The organism is Aliirhizobium wenxiniae (assembly GCF_014201355.1).
Taxonomy (GTDB): domain Bacteria; phylum Pseudomonadota; class Alphaproteobacteria; order Rhizobiales; family Rhizobiaceae; genus Neorhizobium; species Neorhizobium wenxiniae.
In genome coordinates this window covers 158,345-182,304 of sequence record NZ_JACHEG010000002.1, presented here as the reverse complement: position 1 = coordinate 182,304, position 23,960 = coordinate 158,345, and the positions used below count along the sequence as shown (strand labels likewise).

At 59.1% G+C, this 23,960-nt stretch carries 26 protein-coding genes; 11 read left to right on the top strand and 15 right to left on the bottom strand.

Annotated features, from left to right (window positions below; translation table 11 throughout):
* Positions 1–111: 111 nt before the first annotated feature.
* Positions 112–1,212, top strand: a complete 1,101-nt coding sequence (locus tag HNQ72_RS08845; protein ID WP_183991721.1) for a COX15/CtaA family protein — start codon at positions 112–114, stop codon at positions 1,210–1,212.
* Here the strand turns inward: HNQ72_RS08845 and HNQ72_RS08840 are convergent.
* The 4 genes from HNQ72_RS08840 to HNQ72_RS08825 form a co-directional block, all read right to left on the bottom strand.
* Positions 1,202–2,080: an aminoglycoside phosphotransferase family protein gene (locus HNQ72_RS08840; protein ID WP_183991719.1), complete on the bottom strand. Its 879-nt coding sequence runs from the start codon at positions 2,078–2,080 to the stop codon at positions 1,202–1,204. The two genes, HNQ72_RS08845 and HNQ72_RS08840, sit on opposite strands and share 11 nt — an antisense overlap.
* Positions 2,080–3,012: an N-acetyl-gamma-glutamyl-phosphate reductase gene (gene argC, locus HNQ72_RS08835; protein ID WP_183991717.1), complete on the bottom strand. Its 933-nt coding sequence runs from the start codon at positions 3,010–3,012 to the stop codon at positions 2,080–2,082. The genes HNQ72_RS08840 and argC overlap by 1 nt, the downstream gene beginning before the upstream one ends.
* A gap of 73 nt (positions 3,013–3,085) precedes the next feature.
* Positions 3,086–4,048, bottom strand: coding sequence for an agmatinase (gene speB / locus HNQ72_RS08830; RefSeq protein WP_183991715.1), 963 nt, complete (start codon positions 4,046–4,048; stop codon positions 3,086–3,088).
* A gap of 2 nt (positions 4,049–4,050) precedes the next feature.
* Complete coding sequence (locus tag HNQ72_RS08825) at positions 4,051–4,401, bottom strand: antibiotic biosynthesis monooxygenase family protein (RefSeq protein ID WP_183991713.1); 351 nt, start codon at positions 4,399–4,401, stop codon at positions 4,051–4,053.
* A 266-nt stretch (positions 4,402–4,667) separates the two neighbouring features.
* Here HNQ72_RS08825 and HNQ72_RS08820 point away from each other — a divergent pair, with 266 nt between their 5' ends.
* Complete coding sequence (locus HNQ72_RS08820) at positions 4,668–5,927, top strand: TadE/TadG family type IV pilus assembly protein (protein ID WP_183991710.1); 1,260 nt, start codon at positions 4,668–4,670, stop codon at positions 5,925–5,927.
* 150 nt (positions 5,928–6,077) lie between these two features.
* On the opposite strand, the gene rpsI is transcribed toward HNQ72_RS08820, so the two are convergent.
* Positions 6,078–6,545, bottom strand: coding sequence for a 30S ribosomal protein S9 (gene rpsI, locus HNQ72_RS08815; protein ID WP_183991708.1), 468 nt, complete (start codon positions 6,543–6,545; stop codon positions 6,078–6,080).
* Positions 6,546–6,547: 2 nt separating this feature from the next.
* Positions 6,548–7,012 carry a 50S ribosomal protein L13 gene (gene rplM / locus HNQ72_RS08810; protein WP_148145307.1) on the bottom strand — a complete coding sequence of 155 codons (465 nt, stop codon included), beginning with the start codon at positions 7,010–7,012 and terminating at the stop codon, positions 6,548–6,550.
* A 519-nt stretch (positions 7,013–7,531) separates the two neighbouring features.
* Here rplM and HNQ72_RS08805 point away from each other — a divergent pair.
* Positions 7,532–7,960, top strand: a complete 429-nt coding sequence (locus HNQ72_RS08805) for a CoA-binding protein (protein ID WP_183991706.1) — start codon at positions 7,532–7,534, stop codon at positions 7,958–7,960.
* Between the two features lie 56 nt (positions 7,961–8,016).
* On the opposite strand, the gene HNQ72_RS08800 is transcribed toward HNQ72_RS08805, so the two are convergent.
* Positions 8,017–8,445: a DUF6455 family protein gene (locus tag HNQ72_RS08800; RefSeq protein WP_183991704.1), complete on the bottom strand. Its 429-nt coding sequence runs from the start codon at positions 8,443–8,445 to the stop codon at positions 8,017–8,019.
* Positions 8,446–8,562: 117 nt separating this feature from the next.
* Between HNQ72_RS08800 and HNQ72_RS08795 the strand changes: the two genes are divergently transcribed.
* From HNQ72_RS08795 to HNQ72_RS08785, 3 genes are all read left to right on the top strand, one after another.
* Positions 8,563–9,849 (top strand): O-acetylhomoserine aminocarboxypropyltransferase, encoded by a 1,287-nt coding sequence (locus HNQ72_RS08795; RefSeq protein WP_183991702.1) that lies wholly within the window; start codon positions 8,563–8,565, stop codon positions 9,847–9,849.
* A gap of 157 nt (positions 9,850–10,006) precedes the next feature.
* The gene (locus HNQ72_RS08790; protein ID WP_244654243.1) at positions 10,007–10,927 is read left to right on the top strand and encodes a cation diffusion facilitator family transporter; all 921 of its coding nucleotides are present in this window, start codon (positions 10,007–10,009) and stop codon (positions 10,925–10,927) included.
* Positions 10,928–11,061: 134 nt separating this feature from the next.
* Positions 11,062–11,472 (top strand): response regulator, encoded by a 411-nt coding sequence (locus HNQ72_RS08785; protein ID WP_183991698.1) that lies wholly within the window; start codon positions 11,062–11,064, stop codon positions 11,470–11,472.
* A 69-nt stretch (positions 11,473–11,541) separates the two neighbouring features.
* On the opposite strand, the gene HNQ72_RS08780 is transcribed toward HNQ72_RS08785, so the two are convergent.
* The gene (locus tag HNQ72_RS08780) at positions 11,542–13,119 is read right to left on the bottom strand and encodes a TerC family protein (protein WP_183993055.1); all 1,578 of its coding nucleotides are present in this window, start codon (positions 13,117–13,119) and stop codon (positions 11,542–11,544) included.
* A gap of 371 nt (positions 13,120–13,490) precedes the next feature.
* Entirely contained in the window at positions 13,491–14,204 is a 714-nt protein-coding gene (gene bdcA, locus HNQ72_RS08775) for an SDR family oxidoreductase (protein ID WP_183991696.1), read from the bottom strand.
* Positions 14,205–14,288: 84 nt separating this feature from the next.
* Here bdcA and HNQ72_RS08770 point away from each other — a divergent pair, with 84 nt between their 5' ends.
* The 3 genes from HNQ72_RS08770 (at position 14,289) to HNQ72_RS08760 (ending at position 15,637) form a co-directional block, all read left to right on the top strand.
* A complete protein-coding gene (locus tag HNQ72_RS08770) occupies positions 14,289–14,900 on the top strand; it encodes a TetR/AcrR family transcriptional regulator (RefSeq protein ID WP_183991694.1) in 612 nt (203 codons plus the stop codon).
* Positions 14,901–14,948: 48 nt separating this feature from the next.
* Positions 14,949–15,293, top strand: coding sequence for a cupin domain-containing protein (locus HNQ72_RS08765; protein ID WP_183991692.1), 345 nt, complete (start codon positions 14,949–14,951; stop codon positions 15,291–15,293).
* A 104-nt stretch (positions 15,294–15,397) separates the two neighbouring features.
* Complete coding sequence (locus HNQ72_RS08760) at positions 15,398–15,637, top strand: hypothetical protein (RefSeq protein ID WP_183991690.1); 240 nt, start codon at positions 15,398–15,400, stop codon at positions 15,635–15,637.
* 25 nt (positions 15,638–15,662) lie between these two features.
* On the opposite strand, the gene HNQ72_RS08755 is transcribed toward HNQ72_RS08760, so the two are convergent.
* Positions 15,663–16,136 carry a MarR family winged helix-turn-helix transcriptional regulator gene (locus tag HNQ72_RS08755; RefSeq protein WP_183991688.1) on the bottom strand — a complete coding sequence of 158 codons (474 nt, stop codon included), beginning with the start codon at positions 16,134–16,136 and terminating at the stop codon, positions 15,663–15,665.
* Between the two features lie 166 nt (positions 16,137–16,302).
* On the opposite strand from HNQ72_RS08755, the gene HNQ72_RS08750 reads away from it, so the two are divergent.
* On the top strand, positions 16,303–17,100 hold the full coding sequence (locus HNQ72_RS08750) for an SDR family NAD(P)-dependent oxidoreductase (RefSeq protein ID WP_210319549.1): 798 nt from the start codon (positions 16,303–16,305) through the stop codon (positions 17,098–17,100).
* Here the strand turns inward: HNQ72_RS08750 and HNQ72_RS08745 are convergent.
* The 5 genes from HNQ72_RS08745 to HNQ72_RS08725 form a co-directional block, all read right to left on the bottom strand.
* A complete protein-coding gene (locus HNQ72_RS08745) occupies positions 17,097–17,795 on the bottom strand; it encodes an LrgB family protein (RefSeq protein WP_183991684.1) in 699 nt (232 codons plus the stop codon). The genes HNQ72_RS08750 and HNQ72_RS08745 overlap by 4 nt on opposite strands.
* Complete coding sequence (locus HNQ72_RS08740) at positions 17,782–18,201, bottom strand: CidA/LrgA family protein (protein WP_183991682.1); 420 nt, start codon at positions 18,199–18,201, stop codon at positions 17,782–17,784. The genes HNQ72_RS08745 and HNQ72_RS08740 overlap by 14 nt, the downstream gene beginning before the upstream one ends.
* Positions 18,202–18,333: 132 nt before the next feature.
* The gene (locus HNQ72_RS08735) at positions 18,334–19,581 is read right to left on the bottom strand and encodes a cytochrome P450 (protein WP_183991680.1); all 1,248 of its coding nucleotides are present in this window, start codon (positions 19,579–19,581) and stop codon (positions 18,334–18,336) included.
* Between the two features lie 55 nt (positions 19,582–19,636).
* Entirely contained in the window at positions 19,637–21,391 is a 1,755-nt protein-coding gene (gene ggt / locus HNQ72_RS08730) for a gamma-glutamyltransferase (RefSeq protein WP_183991678.1), read from the bottom strand.
* Positions 21,392–21,494: 103 nt separating this feature from the next.
* Positions 21,495–22,742 (bottom strand): GGDEF domain-containing protein, encoded by a 1,248-nt coding sequence (locus tag HNQ72_RS08725; protein ID WP_183991677.1) that lies wholly within the window; start codon positions 22,740–22,742, stop codon positions 21,495–21,497.
* A 398-nt stretch (positions 22,743–23,140) separates the two neighbouring features.
* Here HNQ72_RS08725 and clpP point away from each other — a divergent pair, with 398 nt between their 5' ends.
* Positions 23,141–23,773, top strand: coding sequence for an ATP-dependent Clp endopeptidase proteolytic subunit ClpP (clpP, locus tag HNQ72_RS08720; RefSeq protein WP_183991675.1), 633 nt, complete (start codon positions 23,141–23,143; stop codon positions 23,771–23,773).
* Positions 23,774–23,960 lie beyond the last annotated feature (187 nt).

The window sequence follows — 23,960 nt, the reverse complement described above, 5'->3', positions numbered from 1 at the left end:
GGAGACGATGTGCCGCTGTGGCGCGTTGTCTCACGGCGTCCCATGAAAACGGGCCGATGAGCACCCCCGATTGCGGCCCGAATGAAGCCATGAATGGCAGGAGTCGTCACCATGTCGGCAACGGACACGATCATTATCGAAGCGACGCGCGAAACCGGACGGCTGGACCGGAACCGCAAGGCGGTCCGCATCTGGCTCGGTCTCGTCATCTTTACGCTTTTCTGTCTGGTCCTGGTCGGCGGCGCCACACGGCTCACCGATAGCGGCCTGTCGATCACCGAATGGAAACCGATCCACGGTGTCATCCCGCCGCTCAATGCCGCCGAATGGCAGGAAGAGTTTGAGCTTTACCAGCGCATCCCGCAATATCAACTGCTCAACAGCCATATGACGGTCGATGAGTTCAAGTCGATCTTCTGGTGGGAATGGGCGCACCGTTTCCTCGCCCGCTCCATCGGCCTCATCTTCGCGCTGCCGCTTGCCTTCTTCTGGGTTACGGGCCGCATTGAAAAGCGGGTGCGCCTGCCGCTGCTCGGCACGCTTGCGCTCGGCGGCTTTCAGGGTTTCATCGGCTGGTGGATGGTCTCGTCCGGCCTCACCAAACTCGTAAGCGTCTCGCAATACCGCCTTGCCACCCATCTCGTGATCGCCTGTCTGATCTTTTCCGCCTGTGTGTGGATCATGCGGGGGCTGGCGCCTCATGCGAAGGACCGTGCGCCGACGGAGAGGTCGAAATGGGCGGCCGGTGCGATCGCCTTCCTCGTGCTCTTCCAGATCTATCTCGGCGCACTCGTTGCCGGCCTCGATGCGGGCCTGAGCTACAACACCTGGCCGCTGATGGACGGCGCCTTCATTCCCGGTGATCTGTTCATCCAGAATCCGTGGTGGATCAATCTCTTCGAAAACCCCAAGACGGTGCAGTTCGTGCATCGCTGCGGCGCTTATGTTCTCCTCGCGGCAGTCTTCCTGCACATGATCATTTCGCTCTCGAAGGCTCCGGCAACGACCCACGCGCGCCGCGCCGTGCTGCTGTTCATTCTCGTCTGCATTCAGGCGGCAATCGGCATCTCGACACTCATCTTTCAGGTCCCGCTCGACATGGCGCTTGCGCATCAGGGCATGGCGCTGATCGTGCTCGGCTTCGCTGTCGCGCATTTCCGCGCCTTCTTCGGCGAATATCAACGGGAAGCGGTGATCGAAGTCAGAGGCTGACGGCAGGCTCTTCCAGCATTCGTCTCGCAACATTCAGGAAGGCAAAGCGCTCCATCGCATTGCCTTCTCCTGAAATCCTGTCGCCGCCCTCCAGAGACCAGCAGATCGACAGGCCTGCATGGGCAATCGCGTAACGCAGGATCTTCTCTCTGGTGCAGCCTATGGCCGGCGCAAACAGGTCGACAAGGCGGATGATCCGCCGCGGGTCGATGATATCCGTAAACGCGCCGTCCGGATTTCCAAAGACATTGGCGACATCATAGGCCGGATCGCCGAGAAGCCCTTGAGGATCGATCGCGAGCCAGCCTCGCTCCGATCCGCTGACGATATTCTCATGATGCAGATCGCCGTGCAGCGGGCGGATATCGGTCTGAGATGAGAGAAGATCGTCCGCAATACAGGCGCTGTAGGTCAGAGCGGCCGAAAGCTCGGGTCTATCCTCCCTGGATGCCCGATCGAACACGGGCCGGAAATGCGACCGTAACGGAACGAGGCTGTCAGTTGGCGTGTCCGCTGATGCCAAATGCAGTTCAGCCAAAACCGAGAGGATGATGTCGTTGGCGGCATCTTCGCCATGCGCGAGCCGGTAATCCTTCAGCATCAGCGTTCCGGCATCTTCAAGCAGGCAGGCCGTCTCTACGCGATCAAGAACCCGAACGCTGCCACTGCCCTGGCGCCAATCGAGAAAATCGACGCCGGACAGTTCGTGCAGTCCTTCGGGTTTCAGCTGCTTGCTGATCGCCCCGGAGCCATCGCGGCGAATAACGCGATGGACGAGACTCGTGCGCGTATCTGCAATCAGTTCTGCAGATTGGATGTCCCATCGCTCCACAAGATCTGCAGGGAGGGATGGGGCATAAGCGGTCATCAGGCAGACAGCATCAGGTCCATGTTCTGCACGGCCGCACCCGAAGCCCCCTTGCCGAGATTGTCGAGCAGGGCGACGAGATTGACATGCGCGCCGCCCGGTGTGCCGAACACGAAGAGCTTCATGCGGTCGGTATTGGCCAGTTCTTCCGCATCGACGCGGCCGAGCTTTGCGCTTTCTTCGAGCGGCACGACGGTGACGATATCCTGGCCGGCATAATGGGCAACGAGCGCCGCATGGATGCTTTCGATCGTTGCGCCATCCTTCAGGTCATCGAGGAACAGCGGCACCTGCACGATCATGCCTTGCGCGAAGCGGCCGACGGAAGGAGAAAACAGCGGTGCGCGGTCGAGCAGGCCGTGGGTCTTCATCTCCGGCACGTGCTTGTGCTTGAGCGTCAGGCCATAGACGAAATTGTTGGCCGAGATCGCATCCTCGCGGGACTGGTCTTCCATCTGCGCAATCATCTGCTTGCCGCCGCCCGTATAACCGGAGACCGCATTGACGGAGACGGGATAACCGTCCGGCAGGATGCCGGCAGCGCGCAAGGGACGGATGAGGCCGATCGCACCGGTCGGATAGCAGCCGGGGTTGGCGACATGTCGGGCGGCCTTGATCTTGTCTGCCTGCGCCTTGTCCATCTCGGCAAAACCATAGGCCCAGTCAGGCGCGATCCGATAGGCGGTCGAGGTGTCGATGATGCGCACCTTGTTGTTGCCGGACAGCATGCCGACAGCTTCCTTCGACGCATCGTCGGGCAGGCAGAGAATGGCGATATCGGCGCTGTTGAGCAGATCCTCGCGCATGGCGGCGTTGCGCCGTTTGGCTTCTGGGATAGACAGAAGCTCAACGTCGCGGCGGCCGGCCATGCGGGTGCGGATCTGCAGTCCCGTTGTGCCGTGTTCGCCATCGATGAAGATCTTCGGTGTCATTGCCTTTATCCTGTTAAATCAGTGCCTTGGAGAAGGAGCCGGAATCACTTTACCAGCCCGTTGAATCAGTTTGTTAAAGAGCTGCTTTTTCTTGGGCCAGACGTTCGGCCTTGAGCCCGAGCATATACATTGCAACGCTTGCCCCGGCAATGGCGGTAATATCGGCATGATCATAGGCCGGCGCCACCTCCACCACGTCGGTACCACGGATGTCGAGCCTGCCGAGCTTGCGCAGGACCGACAGGATCTTCGCGCTGGACGGCCCGCCGGCGACCGGTGTGCCTGTGCCCGGGGCGAATGCCGGGTCGAGACAATCGATATCGAAGGTGAGATAGACCGGAAGATTGCCGACATGGGCGAGGATGGTATCGGCGATCTGTTGCGCGCCCATATCCTCGACATCGTAACCGTGCAGGATGCGTATGCCGAAATCCTCCGGCGCATGGGTGCGGATGCCGATCTGGATCGAGTGCGCCGCGTCGATCACGCCCTCGCGCACGGCGCGGGCGACAAACGAGCCATGGTCGATCCGCTCGCCATCGTCATCCCATGTATCCTGATGCGCATCGAAATGGACAAGAGCAAGCGGGCCATGTTTTTCGGCATGGGCCTTCAGCAACGGCCAGGTAACGAAATGATCGCCGCCCAGCGACAGCAGGAAAGCGCCGGAGGCAATGATCCCGGCTGCCGTCTCCTCTATCAGGCCCGGCGTCTTCTGATGATTGCCGTAGTCGAGCAGGACATCACCGTAATCGACCACGGCCATGGCTTCGAACAGGTCGCGTGCGAAGGGATATTGCGGATCATTGTCGAAGATCGCCGAGGCGCGGCGGATCGCTTGCGGCCCGAAGCGCGCGCCGGGTCTGTTGGAGACGGCGGCATCGAAGGGAATGCCGAGAACGACAGCGTCTGCGCCCTCGACATCCTTGGAATAACGCCGCCGCATGAAGGAAAGAGCGCCCGCATAGGTCGGGTCGGTCGCAGCACCCCTTGAAGCTTTCGCCGTAAAGGCGTTGTCGATCGATTTGCTTGCCATCCCTATCCCTGTTTCTCGAACCCGTAGGCTCGTTCCACCCGCGCGATCCGCACCTGATAATCCTCGTACCAGCGCTCCCGGCCCAGTTTCTGGGCCGCGGCATGCGAGACCACAGCCTTCCATGCCCTGATGCTGTCTTCGTCCTTCCAATAGGAATTGGTTATTCCGAAACCGTCAATGCCACGCGCACTCTCGACGCCGAGAAAGCCCGGCTGCTGGCTGGCAAGCTCGACCATGGCATCGGCCATATTGCCATATCCATTGTCGCCTGCGGTGCGACAGGACGAAAAGGCGACGACATAATAGGGCGGGGCGGGAAGTTGGGCAAAAGAAGTGGCCGGCAGGCTGGACATGTATTGCTCTTTCATCGTTTCGCAATCCGTCACGTTGGCGATCGGGGCGTGATAGGCAAATCTCAAATCTTGATGGATCGGAAGCGGCAAACCGCCACCTTGCTCGCCTCGATTTCTGTATCGGAGCGAGACCTTCTCATCGATTTCCAGCGTGTCTGATAGTTAAGATCTGGTGAAGCATAAAATCGGAAGTATTTCATTCAAGTACATTTAAAGCCTCCCGCTTATTCGGACATCATATCATGATTTCGGGTTGGGCGTTGATAATGTTAGTATTTTTGAATGTAGCCTTGGCCGGCGTGCGCAGATTGGGTGGCGATCGCGGTGGCAACTTTGCAATCGCCACCGCGGTCATGTTGCCGGTCCTGATTGTGGCGGGTGGCGGTGCTGTTGATGCATCTTCCGCCTATTTCGAGCGAAGCAGGATCCAGGGGCAACTCGATGCAGCCGTTCTGGCCGCGGCCGGTGAAAGCGATAGCGCCAAGCGCCCGGCCACTGCGGCAGGCTTCATGCCTGCAGTATCGACCGGTACGAGCCAGAACCCTCTCGTCGTGACCAATAACAGCGATGGCAGCGTAACCGGCACCTATACCTACACGATGCCGAATTCCTTTCTCGGTATTGTCGGCATCGATAATTTCAAACTGGTTGTCACCGCAACAGCCATGGCAACCAGCAAATCTGGCGGAGAGGCCGTTAGTGACGGGGCGGCATGTATTCACGTGCTTGCCAACACGTCTCAGGCCGTGCTGATCAATTCCGGTGCGAACGTGAAATCGGAGAACTGTGGCGTGGACGTTCTTTCCACCTCCAACCCGGCCTTCATCATGAATGCCGGAGCCAAGATCGAGACGCCGCGCTTCTGCGTCAAGGGCACGAACTACATCAGGAACGGCGGCACGCTGACAAACTTGAAGACCGGTTGTGCTGCTGCCCCCGACCCTTATGCTGGCAGGTTCGCGGAGCCGGTGCTGCCCGCGAAATGCGAGACATCCGGCGTGCCGAACGGCTCGACCTTCACCTTGAAGCCAGGCATGCATTGTGACGTGACGTTCAACGGCAGCCCGACGATCACGTTCGCGCCCGGCCTTCACATCATCAAGGGGCGCATGATCATAAATTCCGGCGCGACGGTGAAGGCGGAGGGCGTGACCTTCTACTTTCCCGATGTCAACAGCGAGATCCGCGCCAATGGCGGCCTGACCTTCAATGCTTCTGCTCCCACGTCGGGCCCGTACGGCGGGATCCTGATGTACGAGGCCACCAGCAGCGCTTCCAACAACTCGAACAAGCAGCAGTATATCTTCAACGGATCTGTGAGCGAGACGTTGAGCGGCATCATCTATCTGCCGAACCGCAACGTCACCTATAATTCGAAGACGAACCAGACCAGCCGTATCAATATGGTCGTCAACACGATGATCATGAACTCCTCCAACTGGAATATCGAGCCTTATGAGGGCGGCTCCTCGTCCAGTCAGCCGGGCTCAAGCTCCGGTTCGAGTGCCGTGCGACTGATCAACTGACCGCAAAGCCTCGTCCTCGATTTTCAGCCGTCGCCTACCGAAAGGAAGGCGGCGGCTTTTTGTTGGATCGCGCTTGCCGTGCTGTCGAACGCGCAAAGAAAAAGGCGGAGCCGAAGCCCCGCCTTTCGAAAAGCATAAATCCGGAAGCGATTAGCGCTTGGAGAACTGGAAGGAACGGCGAGCCTTGGCCTTACCGTACTTCTTACGTTCAACAACACGGCTGTCGCGGGTCAGGAAGCCACCCTTCTTCAGAACAGAGCGCAGGCCCGGTTCGAAGTAGGTGAGGGCCTTGGACAGGCCGTGACGAACGGCGCCGGCCTGACCGGAAAGACCACCACCGGCAACGGTAGCGATGATGTCGAACTGACCGGTGCGGGCAGCCGAAACCAGCGGCTGCTGCAGGATCATCTGAAGAACCGGGCGTGCGAAATACGCGGTGAAATCGCGGCCGTTGATGATGATCTTGCCAGAGCCAGCCTTAACCCAAACGCGGGCAACGGCGTTCTTGCGCTTGCCGGTTGCGTAGGAACGGCCCTGCGCATCGACCTTGCGGACGTGAACCGGTGCTGCCTGGCCTTCAGCCGGAGCGAGGTCCTTCAAAGAGGAAAGATCGGCCATTATCAGGCGCTCCTTGTGTTCTTGCTGTTCAGCGAAGCCACGTCGAGAACGACCGGCTGCTGTGCTTCATGAGGATGGTTCGAGCCGGCGTAAACGCGCAGGTTCTTCATCTGGCGACGTCCGAGCGGGCCGCGCGGAACCATGCGCTCGATAGCCTTCTCGAGAACGCGCTCCGGGAAGCGGCCTTCGATGATGGCGCGTGCGGTGCGCTCCTTGATGCCGCCCGGGTAACCGGTGTGCCAGTAGTACTTCTTGTCGGTGTACTTCTTGCCGGTCAGGACGCACTTTTCAGCGTTGATGATGATGACGTTGTCGCCATCGTCAACGTGCGGGGTGTAGGTAGCCTTGTGCTTGCCGCGCAGACGGTTGGCAACAATGGTGGCGAGGCGGCCGACAACGAGCCCTTCGGCGTCGATGATCACCCACTTCTTCTCCACCTCTGCAGGCTTCTGAACGAAGGTAGACATGATTTTCTCTTTCGTTTGATCCCCGAGCCCGGAAACCGGTCGCCGGGGCGTTTCTTGTTGCTTGTATTGGCAGCCTTTCAGGCGCCAAAAAGAAAGCGGGCCCGTTAAGGTCCGCAATCTGGCGCGCTTATAGCGTGACGCGTGCAGCCGGTCAACTTTGACGATTTGGCAACTCGAAAAATAAACCAAGCAAAAACAGCGCGTTATGCATGTGGTATTTTAATGCCACAAATTTATCGCCCTTACGTCGCCGACCTTCCGCTGATGGGTGGGGCGATGGGAGGGCGGCAGCAATAACCTTTGTCGGTAATCTTTCGTTAAATTGTTAGCCCTCTCTAAAGTGTTGCGAACAAAGCTGGAATGTTCCCGCAACAAATGAGGCAAATCCCTGAATGCATCCCTGGGTCGGTCCTCGCGACCATGTGAAGCGCCGCAACATGTTGGCGGCAGAGGATCCGAGAGACTAGATAGAGGTAGAGACGACCAAATGAGCGGACGGAACCGCCGGGAGAGCCGTATATGAACCATGATCGTTATGACGACGACTATATCGCCGGGGTATTGAAGGAGACCCGCACGATCGCGCTGCTCGGGGCATCGCCCAAGCCGGATCGGCCGAGCTTTGGCGTCATGCGGTTCCTGCTCGAACGTGGTTATAACGTCTATCCGGTCAATCCGGGGCAGGCCGGCAAGGATATTCTTGGCCGCAAGACCTATGCGACGCTTGCCGACATCCCGGAGCCGATCGATCTGATCGATGTATTTCGAGCGCCGGAATATCTTGATGGTGTGGTCGATGAAGTGCTGGCGCTGGAAACCCCGCCGGCCGCGATCTGGGGCCAGCTCGGCGTGCGCGACGACGCGGCCGCTGCCAAGGCCGAAGCGGCAGGCATCAAGGTCGTGATGAACCGCTGCCCGGCGATCGAATATCCGAGGCTCGTCGGCTGACAATAGAGAAGCGTGTCGGGATCCCTCGGATCACCGCCACGCTTCAAGGCAGCCTCTCAGCTTTGCAGCAATTCCGGGTCGGCGCGCATCGTGTTCAGGCTTACCGCATTGCCGCAATAGCCGACGAACTCTCTGTCGGCTACTTCAGCCTCAAGATCGTGTCGACAGCGGCTTTTGGACCTGCATTTGCTGCACGTCAGTTGCATCTCCCGATATAGAGCCGGATGCAGGACCGCCACGTCGCTCTGATCGATGTTGAGTGCACGCATCATCTCGATCATTTCATCCGCGGCGTGTGGTCCTGCCTTGACCAGCTGCAGCAGATCATCCGGCGCGATTGCGCAATCCTTGGAAATCTGCCGGATCGTTGCTTCATCCAGCATCGCGATTTCCTCGGCTTCCGCCGCAGCCGACCATGCCTCCGCGCACCAGCTAAGGAACCTTCGCGAAATGCTCGTATGTTCCTCGAATGCCATCCTTCCCATGACGTCCTCCTTCGTTTCGAGAAAGATGCGCCCGGCAGAATTATATTCCTTGATCCCCGTCAACGTCCGCGCTTTGCTGCGACAAGATAAAACAAGTCACATTTTGGGGAGGGTATGATGCCGCCATTCAATCCGGGATTTTCCACGCTTGCCGTTCATGCCGGTGCGGCACCCGACCCGACCACGGGCGCACGGGCAACGCCGATTTACCAGACGACTTCCTTCGTCTTCAACGATGCCGACCATGCGGCGGCGCTCTTCGGCCTGCAGCAGTTCGGCAATATCTATACCCGGATCATGAACCCGACCCAGGCTGTCCTTGAGGAGAGGGTGGCGGCGCTCGAGGGTGGCACAGCGGCACTCGCCGTCGCATCCGGTCATGCGGCGCAGATGCTGATCTTCCACACGATCATGCAGCCCGGCGCGAATTTCGTCGCTGCCCGGCGTCTTTATGGCGGCTCGATCAACCAGTTCGGCCACGCGTTCAAGAATTTCGACTGGCATGTGCGCTGGGCCGATACCGACGACCCGGCAAGTTTCGAAGCGGCGATCGACGGGGAGACCCGCGCGATCTTCATCGAAAGCCTCGCCAATCCGGGTGGCACCTTCGTCGATATCTCGGCAGTCGCTGACATTGCTCACCGCCGCGGCCTGCCGCTCATCGTCGACAACACGATGGCAAGCCCCTATCTGTTGCGGCCGCTTGAACACGGCGCCGATATCGTTGTGCACTCGTTGACAAAATTCCTTGGCGGCCATGGCAATTCGATGGGCGGCATTCTGGTCGACGGCGGCACCTTCGACTGGTCGAAATCCGGCAAATATCCGATGATGTCCGAGCCGCGGCCCGAATATGGCGGTATCGTCCTGCACGAAACCTTTGGAAATATCGCCTTCGCCATCGCTGCCCGCGTGCTTGGCTTGCGCGATCTCGGGCCGGCCATTTCGCCTTTCAATGCGTTCATGATCCAGACCGGCATCGAGACCCTGCCGCTCAGGATGCAGAAACACTGCGACAATGCGCTGGCGGTCGCCAGATGGCTGAAGCAGCATCCGAAAATCGCCTGGGTCAATTATTCAGGCCTTGAGGACAATCCAAACCATCTGCTGCAGCAGCATTATTCGCCCAAGGGAGCAGGCTCGGTCTTCACTTTCGGCATTGAAGGCGGTTACGAGGCCGGCAAGAGTTTCGTCGAGGGGCTGCAGCTATTCTCCCATCTCGCCAATATCGGAGACACCCGCTCGCTCGTCATTCACCCGGCATCGACGACGCATCGCCAGTTGACCGAGGAGCAGCAGATTGCAGCCGGTGCCGGTCCAGACGTCGTGCGCCTGTCGATTGGCATCGAGGACGCAGCCGATATCATCGCCGATATCGAACAGGCCTTGTCGAAAGTGAGCTGACGCTTCTATAGAAGCCACTCATGTTATCATTTCTACATGGTCGGCCGCTATCGGCTGACTGTGGCGGCTGTCTTCCTGCATGCCGCGGCAGGGCATCGCCCTGAGAAAATCAAAGAAAGGGCAGGGGCGTGAGCCTCTGCTCCAATGGAGAATACCCGTGAGCGAGCAGTCACTTCTTCGGCTGTCCATCGCCGTCACGGCCTTATTGGCTGCATTCGGCATTACCGTCGGTCTCGTGTCCGGCTCTTTCGCCATCGTCTTCGATGGCTTCTATTCCCTGACCGACGCCTTCATGACGTTCTTGGCCTTGCTGGTCTCAAGGCTGATCGTCACTTCGGCGGAGCCGACGGCAAAAGGAAAGCTGATCGATCGTTTCAGTGTCGGTTTCTGGCATCTGGAGCCGATGGTGCTCGGCCTGAACGGCACGCTTCTGATGGGCGCTGCAGTCTACGCTTTCATCAGCGCCGTCGGCAGCCTGCTTTCTGGCGGACGGCCGATCGATTTCGGTCCCGCCGTAATCTTCACGATCGTCACCGTGACGGTCTCTTTTTTCATGTGGCTGTTCTGCCGCCGCGCCAATCGGGAGCTGAATTCAAGCTTCGTTGCCCTCGACAGCCAGGCATGGGCGATGACCGCAGCACTGACCTCGGCTTTGCTGGTCGCCTTTGCCGCCGGCCACGCAATCGAGGGAACGGAGTTCGAATGGCTGAGCCCCTATATCGATCCGGGGGCGCTCGCGCTCATCTGCCTGATCATCGCGCCGGTGCCGCTTTCGAATGTGCGCCAGGCAGTGGCCGATATTCTCCTGGTCACCCCGGTCGAGCTGAAACAGCATGTCGATGCGGTCGCAGAAGCGATCGTCGAACGCCATGGCTTTCTCTCATACCGCGCTTATGTCGCTCGTGTCGGCCGCGGCCGGCAGATCGAGCTCTTCTTCATCGCCCCATCCGACTGGCCGCCGCGTCATCTTTCCGAATGGGATGCGATCCGTGACGAGATCGGCGAGGCGATCGGCGGCGAGGGGCCCGATCGCTGGTTGACCATCGTCTTTACCAGTGATCCGGAATGGGCAGACTGAGCGCCATAACTACCGGTCGCTGAAGTCATTCGTTCGCATTTTATTAAACATGTTTCGAATTGGCACAGGCTCTGCCGTAATCCTTTCCCATCCATATGCGTTGATGTTCTGAAACCAGAGCGAGGGCATTGCATATGGATAGCTTCCGGCAGAAGACGATTTTGGTCGTGGAGGATGAGGCGCTGATCCGCTTCACGATCGCCGACACGCTCGAAGATGCAGGTTATGCGGTGCTGGAGGCGGGAACTGTTCTGGAAGCCGTCGGCAAGCTCGGCCAGCACGAACATATCGACCTGGTCCTCACCGATATCGATATGCCGGGTGGCCTGAACGGCATCGATCTGGCGAAAATGATCGCCGAATGCGCGCCGAAAATCAGTATCATCGTGTCGTCGGCCCGGAGCCACCGTGATCTGGCTGGTCTGCCGGATGTCGCGCACCGACTGGCAAAACCCTGCACCGCCGCCTCGTTGCTTTCGACCGTCGGAAGCGTGCTGAAGGCGAAAGAACGTGCCGCCGGGCAGGCACAGCGCCAGAGCGCCTGATATTCGAACATCGACAAATGAAAATGCCGCGGAAATCGATCCGCGGCATTTTTGTTTTCATGAGGGTGTTTAGGCTGTTTCGGCCATTGCGCTGATGGACGATGCCGCCCTGATCCGCACTTTGTCGATATTACGCCCGTCGAGCGAGACGACTTCGTAAGTCAGGCCACCGAAGGTGAATGTCTCACCCTGTTCGGGAAGATGGCCGAGACGCCAGAGGATGAGACCTGCCAGCGTCGAATAACGGTCGGCATCGTCGACCAGATCGCTGTCGAGAAGGCGCGAGACGTGGCGGATGTCGATCCAGCCGTCGACCAGAAGCGAGCCGTCTTCGCCATGCTCTACTGTCAGCTGCTCCTCGTCGTCATCGGCAAAATCACCGGCAATCGCTTCCAGCAGGTCAGTTGCCGTGACCATGCCTTCGACAGATCCGTATTCGTCGAGCACGATCGCCACCTGAAGCGGCGACTGACGCAGCTGTTCGAGCAGACGAAGCGCATTGACGCTTTCATGCACGACAAGCGGCTGGCGCAGCGAGCGTTCGAAATCGATCTTGCCGGTCTCGATGAAGTCGCGCAGCAGGTCCTTGGCGAGGGCTACACCCAGAAATTCGTCGAGGCTTCCGCGGGCGATCGGGAAACGGGAATGGCCCGATTCCAGAACCTTGCGACGAAGTTCCTCGTCGCTGTCTTCGATATCCAGCCAGTCGATGTCGAGACGATGCGTCATGACCGACTTCGCTGGGCGATCGGCGAGCGTCAGAACGCTCTCGATCATCTCGTGTTCTACCGGCGTGAAAAGTTCGTTTTCCGAGGCGCGTTCGGCAATCACGTCAGCGGTCTCGCCGAGCGAACTCTCCCCACGGCGGCTGCCGAGCAGGGAGAGCACGGCGCTGGCCGTGCGCTCGCGCAGGTCACCCGTGCTCATGAAGCGTTCGCGGTTGCGCCGGCCGATCTGGTTGAAGGCTTCGATCAGGACCGAGAAACCGATCGCGGCGTAGAGATAGCCCTTCGGGATATGGAACCCGAGGCCTTCGACGATCAGCGAGAAGCCAATCATCATCAGGAAACCAAGGCACAGAATGACCACGGTCGGATGTTTCGACACGAAGGCCATCAGCGGCTTGGAGGCGAGCAGCATGATGCCGACCGCAACGATCACGGCAATCATCATGACGGAAAGATGTTGGACCATGCCGACGGCGGTAATCACGCTGTCGAGAGAGAAGACCGCATCGAGCACGACGATCTGCACCAGAACCTGCCAGAAGACGGCATGCTCGACCTTGCCGTCCTTGGGGCCGGAATGCCCTTCCAGCCGTTCATGCAGTTCCATCGTGCCCTTGAACAGCAGGAACAGACCGCCGAACAGCAGGATCAGGTCGCGGCCGGAAATTTCAAGGCCGGCGACAGTGAAAAGTGGTGCCGTCAGCGTCACGATCCAGGCGACTGAGGCAAGCAATATGAGGCGCATGATCAGCGCAAGGCTGAGGCCGATCAGGCGTGCCTTCTCGCGCTGGTGTTCGGGCAGCTTGTCGGCAAGGATCGCGATGAAGACGAGATTGTCGATGCCGAGAACGATTTCTAGAACAATGAGGGTGGCGAGACCCGCCCATGCGGCGGGGTCGGACATCCATTCGAATATCATGATGACAAGCGGCACACCGTTTCTGGTGGCCAATCCTTCTGTGATTGAAAGGGAAAACAAAAAATGCCGCCCCAGGTCGGGGACGGCAGCAGGCTATGAATAGAGGGGATAGCGTGTACAGGCGCTCCCGACTTTCGTCGGGGCGCGGTCGTCTCTCGACCTTGAAGGTGGAACGTCCGGTCCGATGTCCTTGCCGATTTCGATCGGACAATCAGGCCGGACACACGCAATCGGCTGTCCATGGCGAAGCGCTATAGCCGATTATTGCCATAATTGCATCCGGGCCGTGTTCATTTTTTCGAGAAGACAAGTCTGGCGGAGTGTTACCGGATCGCAGAACGCCCTGTTATCGTTGAAGATCAGGAGCCGGATCAGGCTCCCATGCCGCCGTCGATCGTGTGCATTGCGCCGGTGATGAAGCCTGCTTCCGGGCCGGCAAGATAGGCGGCGAGGCCTGCAATTTCTTCCGGCCGACCGTGACGTTTCAGCGCCATGAAACCGTGCATCGTGTCCTTCATCGGGCCATCGGCCGGGTTCATGTCGGTATCGATCGGGCCGGGCTGGATCACGTTGACGGTAATGTTGCGCGGGCCGAAATCGCGGGCGAGACCGCGCGCCATGCCCTGAACCGCAGATTTGGTAAGCGCATAGGCAGCACCGCCGGCAAACGGCATCCGGTCACCGTTCACCGAGCCGATGATGACGATGCGGCCGCCTTCCGGCATAAGGCGGGCTGCTTCCACCGAGGCGTGGTAGGGCGCGCGCACATTGATGTCGATCATCCGGTCGACTGCATCGGGATCGGTTTCGAGCGGGTCGCCGAGCACAAGCGTGCCGGCATTGACGACGAGAACATCGATCGGCCCTGCAGCCTTGACCGTTGCGATCGTCTGGCCGCGATCGCTCGCGTCCGATTTAACTGCTTCTGCGCCGGTTGTTGTCGCAAGAGCATCGGCCGCGTCCTTTGAGCCGGCATAGGTGAACGTCACGTTGGCGCCGTCATTTGCGAAGCGGCGGACGATTGCGGCGCCGATACCGCGGCTGCCGCCAAGAACCAGTACTTTTTTTCCATGGAAGTCTGTCATTGTCATTCTCCCTGCATCAGGCTTGAGATTTAATGTAGTGTGCATTACATAAATCTGCAGATTGACGACGTCAAGGATTTTGTAGTGACCGATACAAAAATAAAAGCGCAACCAGCGACGAGACGCGGAAGGCCTCGCGCATTCGATCGTGAAGAGGCGCTGACCAAGGCCCAGGCCTTGTTACATGCGAAGGGATATGATGCTCTGAGCGTCGCCGACCTGACGCAGGCGCTCGGCATCAATCCTCCAAGCTTTTATGCGGCTTTCGGCAGCAAGCTCGAACTCTTTTACGAAGCGCTGCAGCGCTATGAAAAGACCGAGGGGCTGGATGTCGATACGGCACTCGCGCCGGGCACGTCGCTTTCCGATGGTGTGGCAAGGCTCCTGCGTTACGCTGCGGATGCCTATGCCAGCGGAGACGCCTGTGGCTGCATGGTGATCGAGGCGGCGAGGGGCACTGCGGATTCGGCGGCTGGCGAAAAGGCGCGCGAACGTATGGAGGCGAGCCGATCCTATATCCATCAGAGGATTTCGGGCCTCGACAAAGACAATGCTGATCTTGCCTCCGACTATGTGATGATGTCTCTTGCCGGCCTGTCGGCCAGTGCCCGCAATGGCATGCCGACAGCGCGCTTGCGTGTCATGGCCGCGATCGCTGCGGAAGGTCTCAAAAGCCAGCTGGAAAGTGCCGCCTGACCGCTGGTCGCGCAAGAGTACAAATGAGGACGGCAACAAGGAGTGACGATGCAGGCCTGGACGACATTCGATCTTGCAACGATCAAGCCGGAGGAAGGCGCCCCGGCGCCCGATCGCCTCATCGAAGGGGATCCTCAATTTCGCACCTGGAATGTCGAGGAGGCCGACGGCGGCATCTATGCGGGCGTCTGGGAGGCAACGCCGGGAACGTGGCGGATCGTTTATGAGGAATGGGAATATTTCCACATCCTCTCTGGCCATTCCATCGTGACGGAGGAGGGCGGCAAACCGGTTCACCTTCGCGCCGGCGACCGCATGGTGCTCAGACCCGGCTTCAAGGGAACCTGGCAAGTCGTTGAAACGACTCGCAAGGACTATGTCATCCGGCTTTAGAATTATCGCGTTCCGGCGTGAATTGGGGAAAGCCTGTATCGAGGGTTTCGAGCCGTTATCGATCGCGATAGACATCCGGGATCGATAATAACCCGGACATCGCAATGCGCATTCTGAGACTTCTCCTGACCGTCGTCATCGCCATCTCGGTCGTGATCGGCTTCCGCTGGTACCGTTATGTCAGCAATACCGACAGCCCCTATGATGAAGTCGGCATCGAGATTAACAGCCGCCTCCCGACGCCGTTGCGCAAATGGGGCTGCGACAGGCTGCATGTCACATTCGGCAATGTTCTGCCGCCTTACGGCTGCCAGGCCGGTGCCGATGGACGCAGCTGGCTGTAACACTCCGAAGACCTTGGGGCGACGCTCAGTCGCCCTTCTTTCCCGCGGCAGCAAAGGCTTCGGCAAAGTTTTCCGAAGCGATGAAGGCAAGTGTCCGACGAAGCTCCGCTGATTTTTCCGCACCCAGCACGGCATCGAAACGTCTTTGCGCCTCTTGCCAGTTCGCCACCAGTTCCAATTGTCTCGCGCGGCCTGTTGGTGTCAATCGCACGCGCTTGGCGCGGCGATCCTTTTCGTCCGGCACAAGTTCCACCAGATCGTCACGGATCAGCGGCTTCAGCGTATGACCGAGCGCCGAAAGATCCATGACCATCGCCTTTGCCAGTTCCTTTTGGGTCGGTTCCTGCAAATAACCGATCTGGGTCAATAGTGAGAACTGCGTGCCGCGCAGGTCACTCAGTCCCATCGCATCGTCATAGAGTTGCCCGAGCTGGCGCGATGCCCGGCGGACGGAACTGCTGCTGCAATGCGCCCAGATATTCTCTTCCTGCTTTTCCATGTTCCGATCATTCCCGACCTTGCCGGCTCAGGCAACGCTTGAGACGTCCCATTCCGGGCTGCCGCTCCAAAAAAATCATCTACCCACTTGCACTCGCAAAATTCTCGCTCAAATATAGTGGCATATGCCAGTAAATTCCAGCCATCATGGAAACAGGAGAATTGTCATGACATCCAGACTTGGAACTGCACTCGTAACCGGCGCATCTTCGGGGATCGGCGCCACCTATGCCGACCGGCTTGCCCGCCGCGGATACGATCTTATCCTTGTTGCGCGTGATGCCGGTCGCCTCGGCGAACTGGCGGGCAAGCTGGCAACCGCTCACGGTATCAAGGCCGATGTGCTGCGTGCCGATCTCGCTGATCGCGCCGACGTCCTCAAGGTCGAGGACAGGCTCAGGACGGATGAGGCCATCACGCTTTTCGTCAACAATGCCGGCATCGGACCTGTCACGTCATTGCTTGAAAGCGATGTCGACTATCTGGACACGATGGTGGCGCTCAACGTCACGGCCGCTAATCGCCTTGCCGTCGCTGCCGCACAGACATTCGCCAGGCGCCGGGCAGGGGCGATCATCAACACGGCGTCCGTCGTGGCTCTCGCCCCGCAGATGTTCAACGGCACCTACAGCGCGACAAAGGCGTTTGTGCTGAGCCTGACCGAATCCCTTGCCGCCGAACTCAAGGACAAGAACGTCCGCATTCAGGCCGTTTTGCCGGGCCTGACACGCACCGAGATTTTCGATCGTGTCGGGCGTTCCTTCGACGGTCTGGATCCGGAAAAGGTGATGGATGTGACCGATCTGGTGGATGCAGCCTTGGCCGGCTTCGATCAGGGCGAGATTGTAACGATACCGGCCCTGTCGGATGATGGCATCTGGAATGCCTATCTCGCCGCCCGCGGTGCTCTCGGCCCGCATCTGTCGCTGCGCAAGCCGGCAGCTCGTTACGGCGTTTCGAGCTAACGCAGGATATAGGCGAGGATCGGTGCTGCAAGCACGTTGACGAGACCGACCAGCACCATCACCAGTCCGGCGACCGAGCCTTCCTCGGCGCCGATCTGGTTGGCCTTGGCCACACCTGCGCCATGGGCTCCCATGCCGAACAGCGCCCCTCGCGCAAGCGAGGATTTCAGCGGCAGGATCCGTAACAGCTTCTCACCCAATGCAGCGCCTGCCACGCCGGTTATGACGACGAACAATGCCGTCAGGTCCGGCACGCCGCCAACCTTTTCCGAAATCGCCATGGCAAACGGTGAGCTGACCGAGCGGGGAAGCAGGCTGAGGCGAAGCATGCCGTCAATGGAAAGCAGGCTCGCCAGGGCCCAGGCGGTAAGGATTGCGGTGCCGCTGCCGACCACGATGCCGAATGCCAGCACGGGCCAATAGCGCATGATCATCGCCCGCTGCTCGTAGATCGGGATTGCGAAGGCGACGGTCACCGGGCCGAGAATGGCCATCAGCCAGCGGGTGGCGCCGATATATTCGCTATAGGTCGTGTGCAGCGACAGCGCCAGTGCCGCGAGCAGGACCGGTGTCAAAACCAGCGGTGACGACCAGATTGCCGGCCAGCGACGATAGGTTCGTTTGGACAGAAGATAGATCGCGATCGTTGCTGCCGACCAGAAGACGGTGATCAGGATCGTCTCAAGAGACGGCATGTTTGCTCTCCATACGGAGCATCAACCGGTAGCCGACATCGACCGCCAATGCGGTCATGCACATGACCATCAGCGTGCCAGCAAAGATGACCGCAAGAACCTTCAGCCCGACAAGGCCGAGAAATTCGGAGTGGTCGAGGACGGCAAGAACGGCGGGCACGAAGAAGAGCAACATGTCCGCCAGCAGGACATTGGCACCGCGCCGCATCGTGGAAAGACGGATCGTGCCGGTGATCAGCAGATAGAGGAGTGCAAACAGGCCAAGCACGCTGCCGGGGATCGGCAGGCCAGTACTGCGCGATACGGCTTCACCGGCAAGCCAGAGAAGCACAATCAGTGCAACCTGTGCCAAACGGTTGCCGTGGAGGCTCTTGTGCAGGAGAATGGCGGTCTTGCGCTTGGTCACGGAAGGGGTCCTGTTCAACGATCCTCCCTCAGCCGTACTATAAGGTACTGTTTCCGCTAAACAATCGAACAGATTGCATAAGAGCCATGTGTTTTCGATGTGGCGTACTGTCGCTCGATGCCTGATTTTGCATCACCAAACGAGATCGAGCCGCTCCAAGCCATGGAAATGATAGATATCTTTGACGGTGGGTTTGGCCCGCAGTCTCAAGTCGGGCAGCCGTCGAAACAGGATCGGTAAAACCGTATTGAGTTCCAGCCGTGCCAGCGGCGCACCGATGCAGAAGTGGATGCCCGCTCCGAATGAGAGGTTCTGAGCTTCCCTTCGTTCCGGCTTGAAGGTGAGAGGATCGGAAAACACCTTTGGGTCGAGATTGGCGGCCGCCAGGATCAGGCTAACCTTGTTTCCGCGCTGCAGGCTGACGCCATCGACCTCCACGTCTTCCAGGGCCCAGCGCTGAAAGATATGGACGGGCGCGCAGATGCGCAGCGTTTCTTCCACCGTCCGTTCCGTGGCTGCCTCGTCTCGAAAAAGCTCGGCCGGCGAGAGGCCGCTCTCGAGAATGACCCGAACCGAATTGCCGATCTGATGCACGGTCGCCTCGTGGCCGGCATTGAGTAGCACGATTGTCGTCGATACCAGCTCGTCGTCGGTAAGGTGCTGGCCCTTATGCTCGGTATGGATCATGTGGCTGAGCAGGTCCTCGGCAGGTGTCCTGCGGCGCTCGGCGATCAGCGTCTTGACGTAATCGGCGAATTCCTTCGCCGCCCGGTCGGCTGCGTATTCGTCCTCTCTCGATCGCTTGAACATATACATGCCGACATAGGCATGGCTCCATTTCAGCAGCTGTGGCCCCATCTCATCGGGAATGCCGATCATTCGTGCGATCATCGTTACCGGAATGATGTCGGCGAAGGAGGAAAGCAGCTCGGTCTTTCCATCCTTCTCGAAACCGTCGATCAGTCTTTCCGCGAGATCGGCAATCTCCGGCCTCAGCTTTTCGATATGGCGGGATACGAAGGCGCGGTTGATGAGCGTGCGAAGTCGCGTGTGTTCCGGCGGCTCGATTTCGAGCAGTGAATGACGCTCGGCTAGGTCGAAATTGGCGAGATGCGCCTGTGGCTCCGGCAAGTCGAGTTCTTCGCGGCTTGCCACGTGCAGGATCTGGCGCCCGAAGCGCCTGTCACGCAGCAGCGCGTTCACATGGTCATAGCCGGTAAAGAACCATTGCCGCTGCTCCTCCCAATAGAAGGTGGGACAATGCTTATGCAGCGCGGCATAGACGTAGTTCGGATCGCTGTAGAAAGCCGGATTGCGGCCTTCGAGCGAAATATGTCGGGTGGTAGGATCAATACGGAGAAAATCAGGGAGCGATGTCATTCCCGATGCGTAGCGCAAAGTTTTGGCGCTGCGCAATCGGGAAAGCCGGTTGCAGTTATTCGCCGAGAGCAACGCCCTCGCGACGGGGATCGGCACTACCGACAAGTCCGTTTCCGGTGATCTCGATGGCATGCAGACCGGATGTCATCTCGACGGGTTTCACCTCGTAGCCGAGCGCCTTCAGTGGCTCGCCGAATTTCTCGGCTGTCGTGCCCGCTTCGATATCATAAGTGCCGAAACGGTTGATCAGATGCGGCTGGGCGACGATCTGTTCCACCGGCATGCCCCAGTCGATATAGGCGATCAGCGCCTGCGCCACATAGCCGATGATCTGGCTGCCACCCGGAGAGCCTAGTGCGAGTAGCGGCTTGTCGTCCTTCATCACGATCGTCGGAGCCATTGAAGAGCGCGGCCGTTTGCCCGGCTCGACGCGGTTGGCGATTGCGAAGGCGCCGTCATGGGTCTTGAAGGAAAAATCGGTCAGCTCGTTGTTGAGCAGAAAGCCGTGCGTCATGAGGCGCGACCCAAAACCGTTTTCGATCGTGGTCGTCATGGAGACGACATTGCCTTGCTTGTCGACGATGACGAAATGGCTGGTGGATGGCAGTTCTATCGCGGCATCCCGACCAAGAAGCATGGCATGGTCCCATTCGGGCACCCCCGCCTTCACCGCGTCCTTTGCAAGCGCCTTGTCACCGTCTAGCAGTTTTGCCCGTTCGCCGAGATAGGTCTTTTCCAGGAGCCCCTTGATCGGCAGCGGCTGGAAATCCGTGTCCGCGACGTAACGCTCGCGATCTGCAAAGGCGAGACGCTGTGCATCACCAATGATCCGCCAGCTTTCGACATTCTCTGGCCCGAGCGCCTTGAGGTCGAAATTCTCTGCTACGCCCAACATCTGACCGATCGCAATCCCGCCCGAAGATGGCGGTCCCATGCCGCAGATATCGAGAGCGCGATAGGCAAAGCAAACCGGCTCCCGTTCCTTGATGTGATAGGTGGCAAGGTCGATTGGTGAAAGCACGCCGGGATTGTCGCGGGCGCCGCGCACCGTCTTGACGATATCCTCCGCGATCGGGCCGCGATAGAAGGCGTCGGCGCCTCCTGTGGCGATCGCTTCGATGGTTTTCGCATATTCGGGATTCTTGAGAATGTGCCCGGCCTTGAGTGGGGCGCCGGACTGATCGAAAAAGTAGTTCCGGGCACCGTCATATCGTTTTAGCGCGTCGCCTTCTGCCGCTATCATTGAAGCGAGGCGAGGGGATACCGCAAAGCCGTCACGGGCCAGCTTGGCTGCGGGTTTCCAGAGGGCCGGCCAGCTCTGCTGGCCATAACGTATCTGAACATCCTCCAGCAGTCGCACCGTGCCGGGCGTGCCGACCGAACGGCCGCCGACAACTGCGTCCATGAACTTGAGCGGTTGACCTGCATCGTCGAGGAAAAGCTTCGGCGTCGCTTCCATCGGCGCAGTTTCGCGGGCGTCGAATGTCGTCAGCCGTTTCGCACTTGCATCGTAATAGACGAGGAAGGCGCCCCCGCCTAGGCCCGAACTCTGCGGCTCGACAAGGCCGAGAACGGCTTGCACCGCCACCATCGCATCGATGGCATTGCCGCCGTTGGCGAGAATTTCACGACCAGCTTGTGCGGCAAGTGGATTGGCGGCGGCAACCATGAAACCGGTTGCCTCCACTCGGCTGGCGCTTGTCTTGCCGGTCGCGCCTTCGGGGGCGGTCGTGTCGGAGGCCTGCTGCGCAGGTGCGGACGAAATCGATAACAGGCTGATGACCACAGCCCCGTAAAGTGTCTTCGCCATGTCCCACTCTCTCATTTTTGTGTGGGAGGGATTTGGGTGAGACTGCATGCGAAGACAAGAGGGTGGCACCGAAAAACGGAGCCGCCTCCTTCGAGCATAACACTTACTTGCCGATCGCCACGATCCGCCTCAGTGCAGCGACCTGCTGCGTCATGCTGGCCTGGACCGGGGCATCCTGCGTATCAACGTGGTCGATCGCAGGAACGACCGATACATCGCTCTCCGTACCGATCGCCGTGCGGTCGCGGCCGTTTGTCTTGGCGACATAGAGTGCGCGGTCTGCCGTGCTGAGCAGAGTGTCCAGGTTGGCCGATCGGATTTCCGCCAGCGAAATACCGATACTGACGGTTACGGGTATCTGATGGTCGCCGACGCTGATGGGCTGCTGTTTCAGCGTAGTCCTGATCGCCTCTGCGACGCTCGCGGCCTCAATCATGTTGGCAACATACATGATTGAGGCGAATTCTTCGCCGCCCATGCGGCCGAATGATCCGCGTCCCCGCTGCGCGGCCGTGCCGATTTTTGCGAAGGCGACCAGCACCTCGTCGCCAGCCTGGTGGCCGTATAGATCATTGATCTGCTTGAAACCGTCTAGATCCAGATGGATCAGAGCCAGTAATCCGCCTTCGCCCGAGTGCATTCGCTTCAGAGTGTGGAACTGGTCTATCAATCCGCGACGATTGAGAAGGTTGGTCAGTGGATCGGTAACGGCGAGCAGTTTCAGCTTGGCTTCATTGCGCTCGTTGATGAGCTTGCTGCCGCTCATGATGGCGGCGATGAAGCATAGTGCAGCGACCAGAAGCAGCAGGAAGGAACTGTTGCCGGCCGCAAAGGACTGCGGTTGGCTGATCAGGGCAAAGATCGCAACGACCGTGCTCGACAGAACCTGGACACCGACACAGGCGGCAAAAACGCGGCGGGTCTGCGAGCGGCCGTTTTCACCCCATAGAACGGTGGCGATCAGCATCAGATATCCTACCGATGCAGCACCGTGGAACAAGGCGACACGATAGCTGAAATTGTTCCGTACCGGCTCCAGCAGCATGCCCGCCACGAAGATCAGCGACGGAATGGCGATGAAGGGTTCCACCCGCCGCTTGTCGAACTGCAGCATGCCGGCAACCCACAAGCCTATGCCGGCGAGCGCCATGACATTGGCGATTTCGATCGAGATGAAATCCGGCAATGTCCCGCGCAGCGCGACCATGCCGACGCCGAGGCCGTGAAAAATGAAGCCGGTTCCCCACGTGAAGTAAAATGACTGGCGCTCATAAAACCAGCGTGACCATAAAAGCACACCGATCGTGCTGGCCTCAGCGGCCCAGATCATGAAACCTGTGACAATATCCAACGCAACACTCCTCGCCGAACCTCGGCATGCGGCGTGTATAACGTCGAAAGTTTAAGGTGAGGTTTGCGTAAAGTGCCTGTCTGACTCATCGTATCCGACATAAGGTGCGGTTGCGTTGTATGATTTACCTCCGCTTTACCTTGGCTGCGAAAAAGCCGGTGCGCATTACCTGTGCAGCATTGAGCCGGAGTGATTTATTCGCGACAGCGCGGATGCGATCGGCTTGGTGATTCCTTTAGAGTTGAAGTCGTCGTTACGGGGTTGAGGATTGCGAGTTAAGGATATCGGGCTCTCCGTCTTGAAGTACCGGGCATTGACACTCTATGTAGGGGTTGACCCATTCCAATGATTCCGGAGCGCCATGCTGCCTTCGGCAAGGCATTTGACAAAGGACGGACATGAAAAATCCAGTTGATACCGCAATGGCCCTGGTGCCTATGGTCGTCGAACAGACCAATCGCGGTGAGCGCTCTTATGATATCTATTCGCGCCTGTTGAAGGAGCGCATCATTTTCCTGACCGGTCCGGTGGAAGATCACATGGCGTCGCTCGTCTGCGCCCAGCTGCTTTTCCTCGAAGCCGAGAACCCGAAGAAGGAAATCGCGCTTTACATCAATTCGCCGGGTGGCGTGGTTACCGCCGGCATGGCGATCTACGACACGATGCAGTTCATCAAGCCGGCCGTTTCGACGCTTTGCATCGGCCAGGCCGCCTCGATGGGCTCGCTGCTTCTTTGCGCTGGTGAAAAGGGTATGCGGTTTGCAACGCCGAACGCCCGCATCATGGTGCATCAGCCGTCAGGCGGCTTCCAGGGTCAGGCCTCGGACATCGAGCGTCATGCCCGCGACATCCTCAAGATGAAGCGCCGCCTGAACGAAGTTTATGTAAAGCACACCGGCCGCACCTACGAGGAAGTCGAAAAGACCCTCGATCGCGACCACTTCATGACCGCTGACGAATCCCAGGAATGGGGCGTCATCGACAAGATCCTGACCTCGCGTCAGGAGCTCGAAGGCGGCTCGGAAGGCTGATTGGGTTGTAGCCTTTCCGCCACTGTAACCCCGATGTGAGCAAAAAGGGGTTTCAAGTCGGTCGGAAAGCGCTATTAGTAACTATTAATGCTGTGTTGAACTTTTATGACATAGCATTTGTTTCTTAGGGGTTTCGTTGCCGCCGGACCGTTATACGGACCGGTAGAGTACCTCCGAAGAAGGGCAG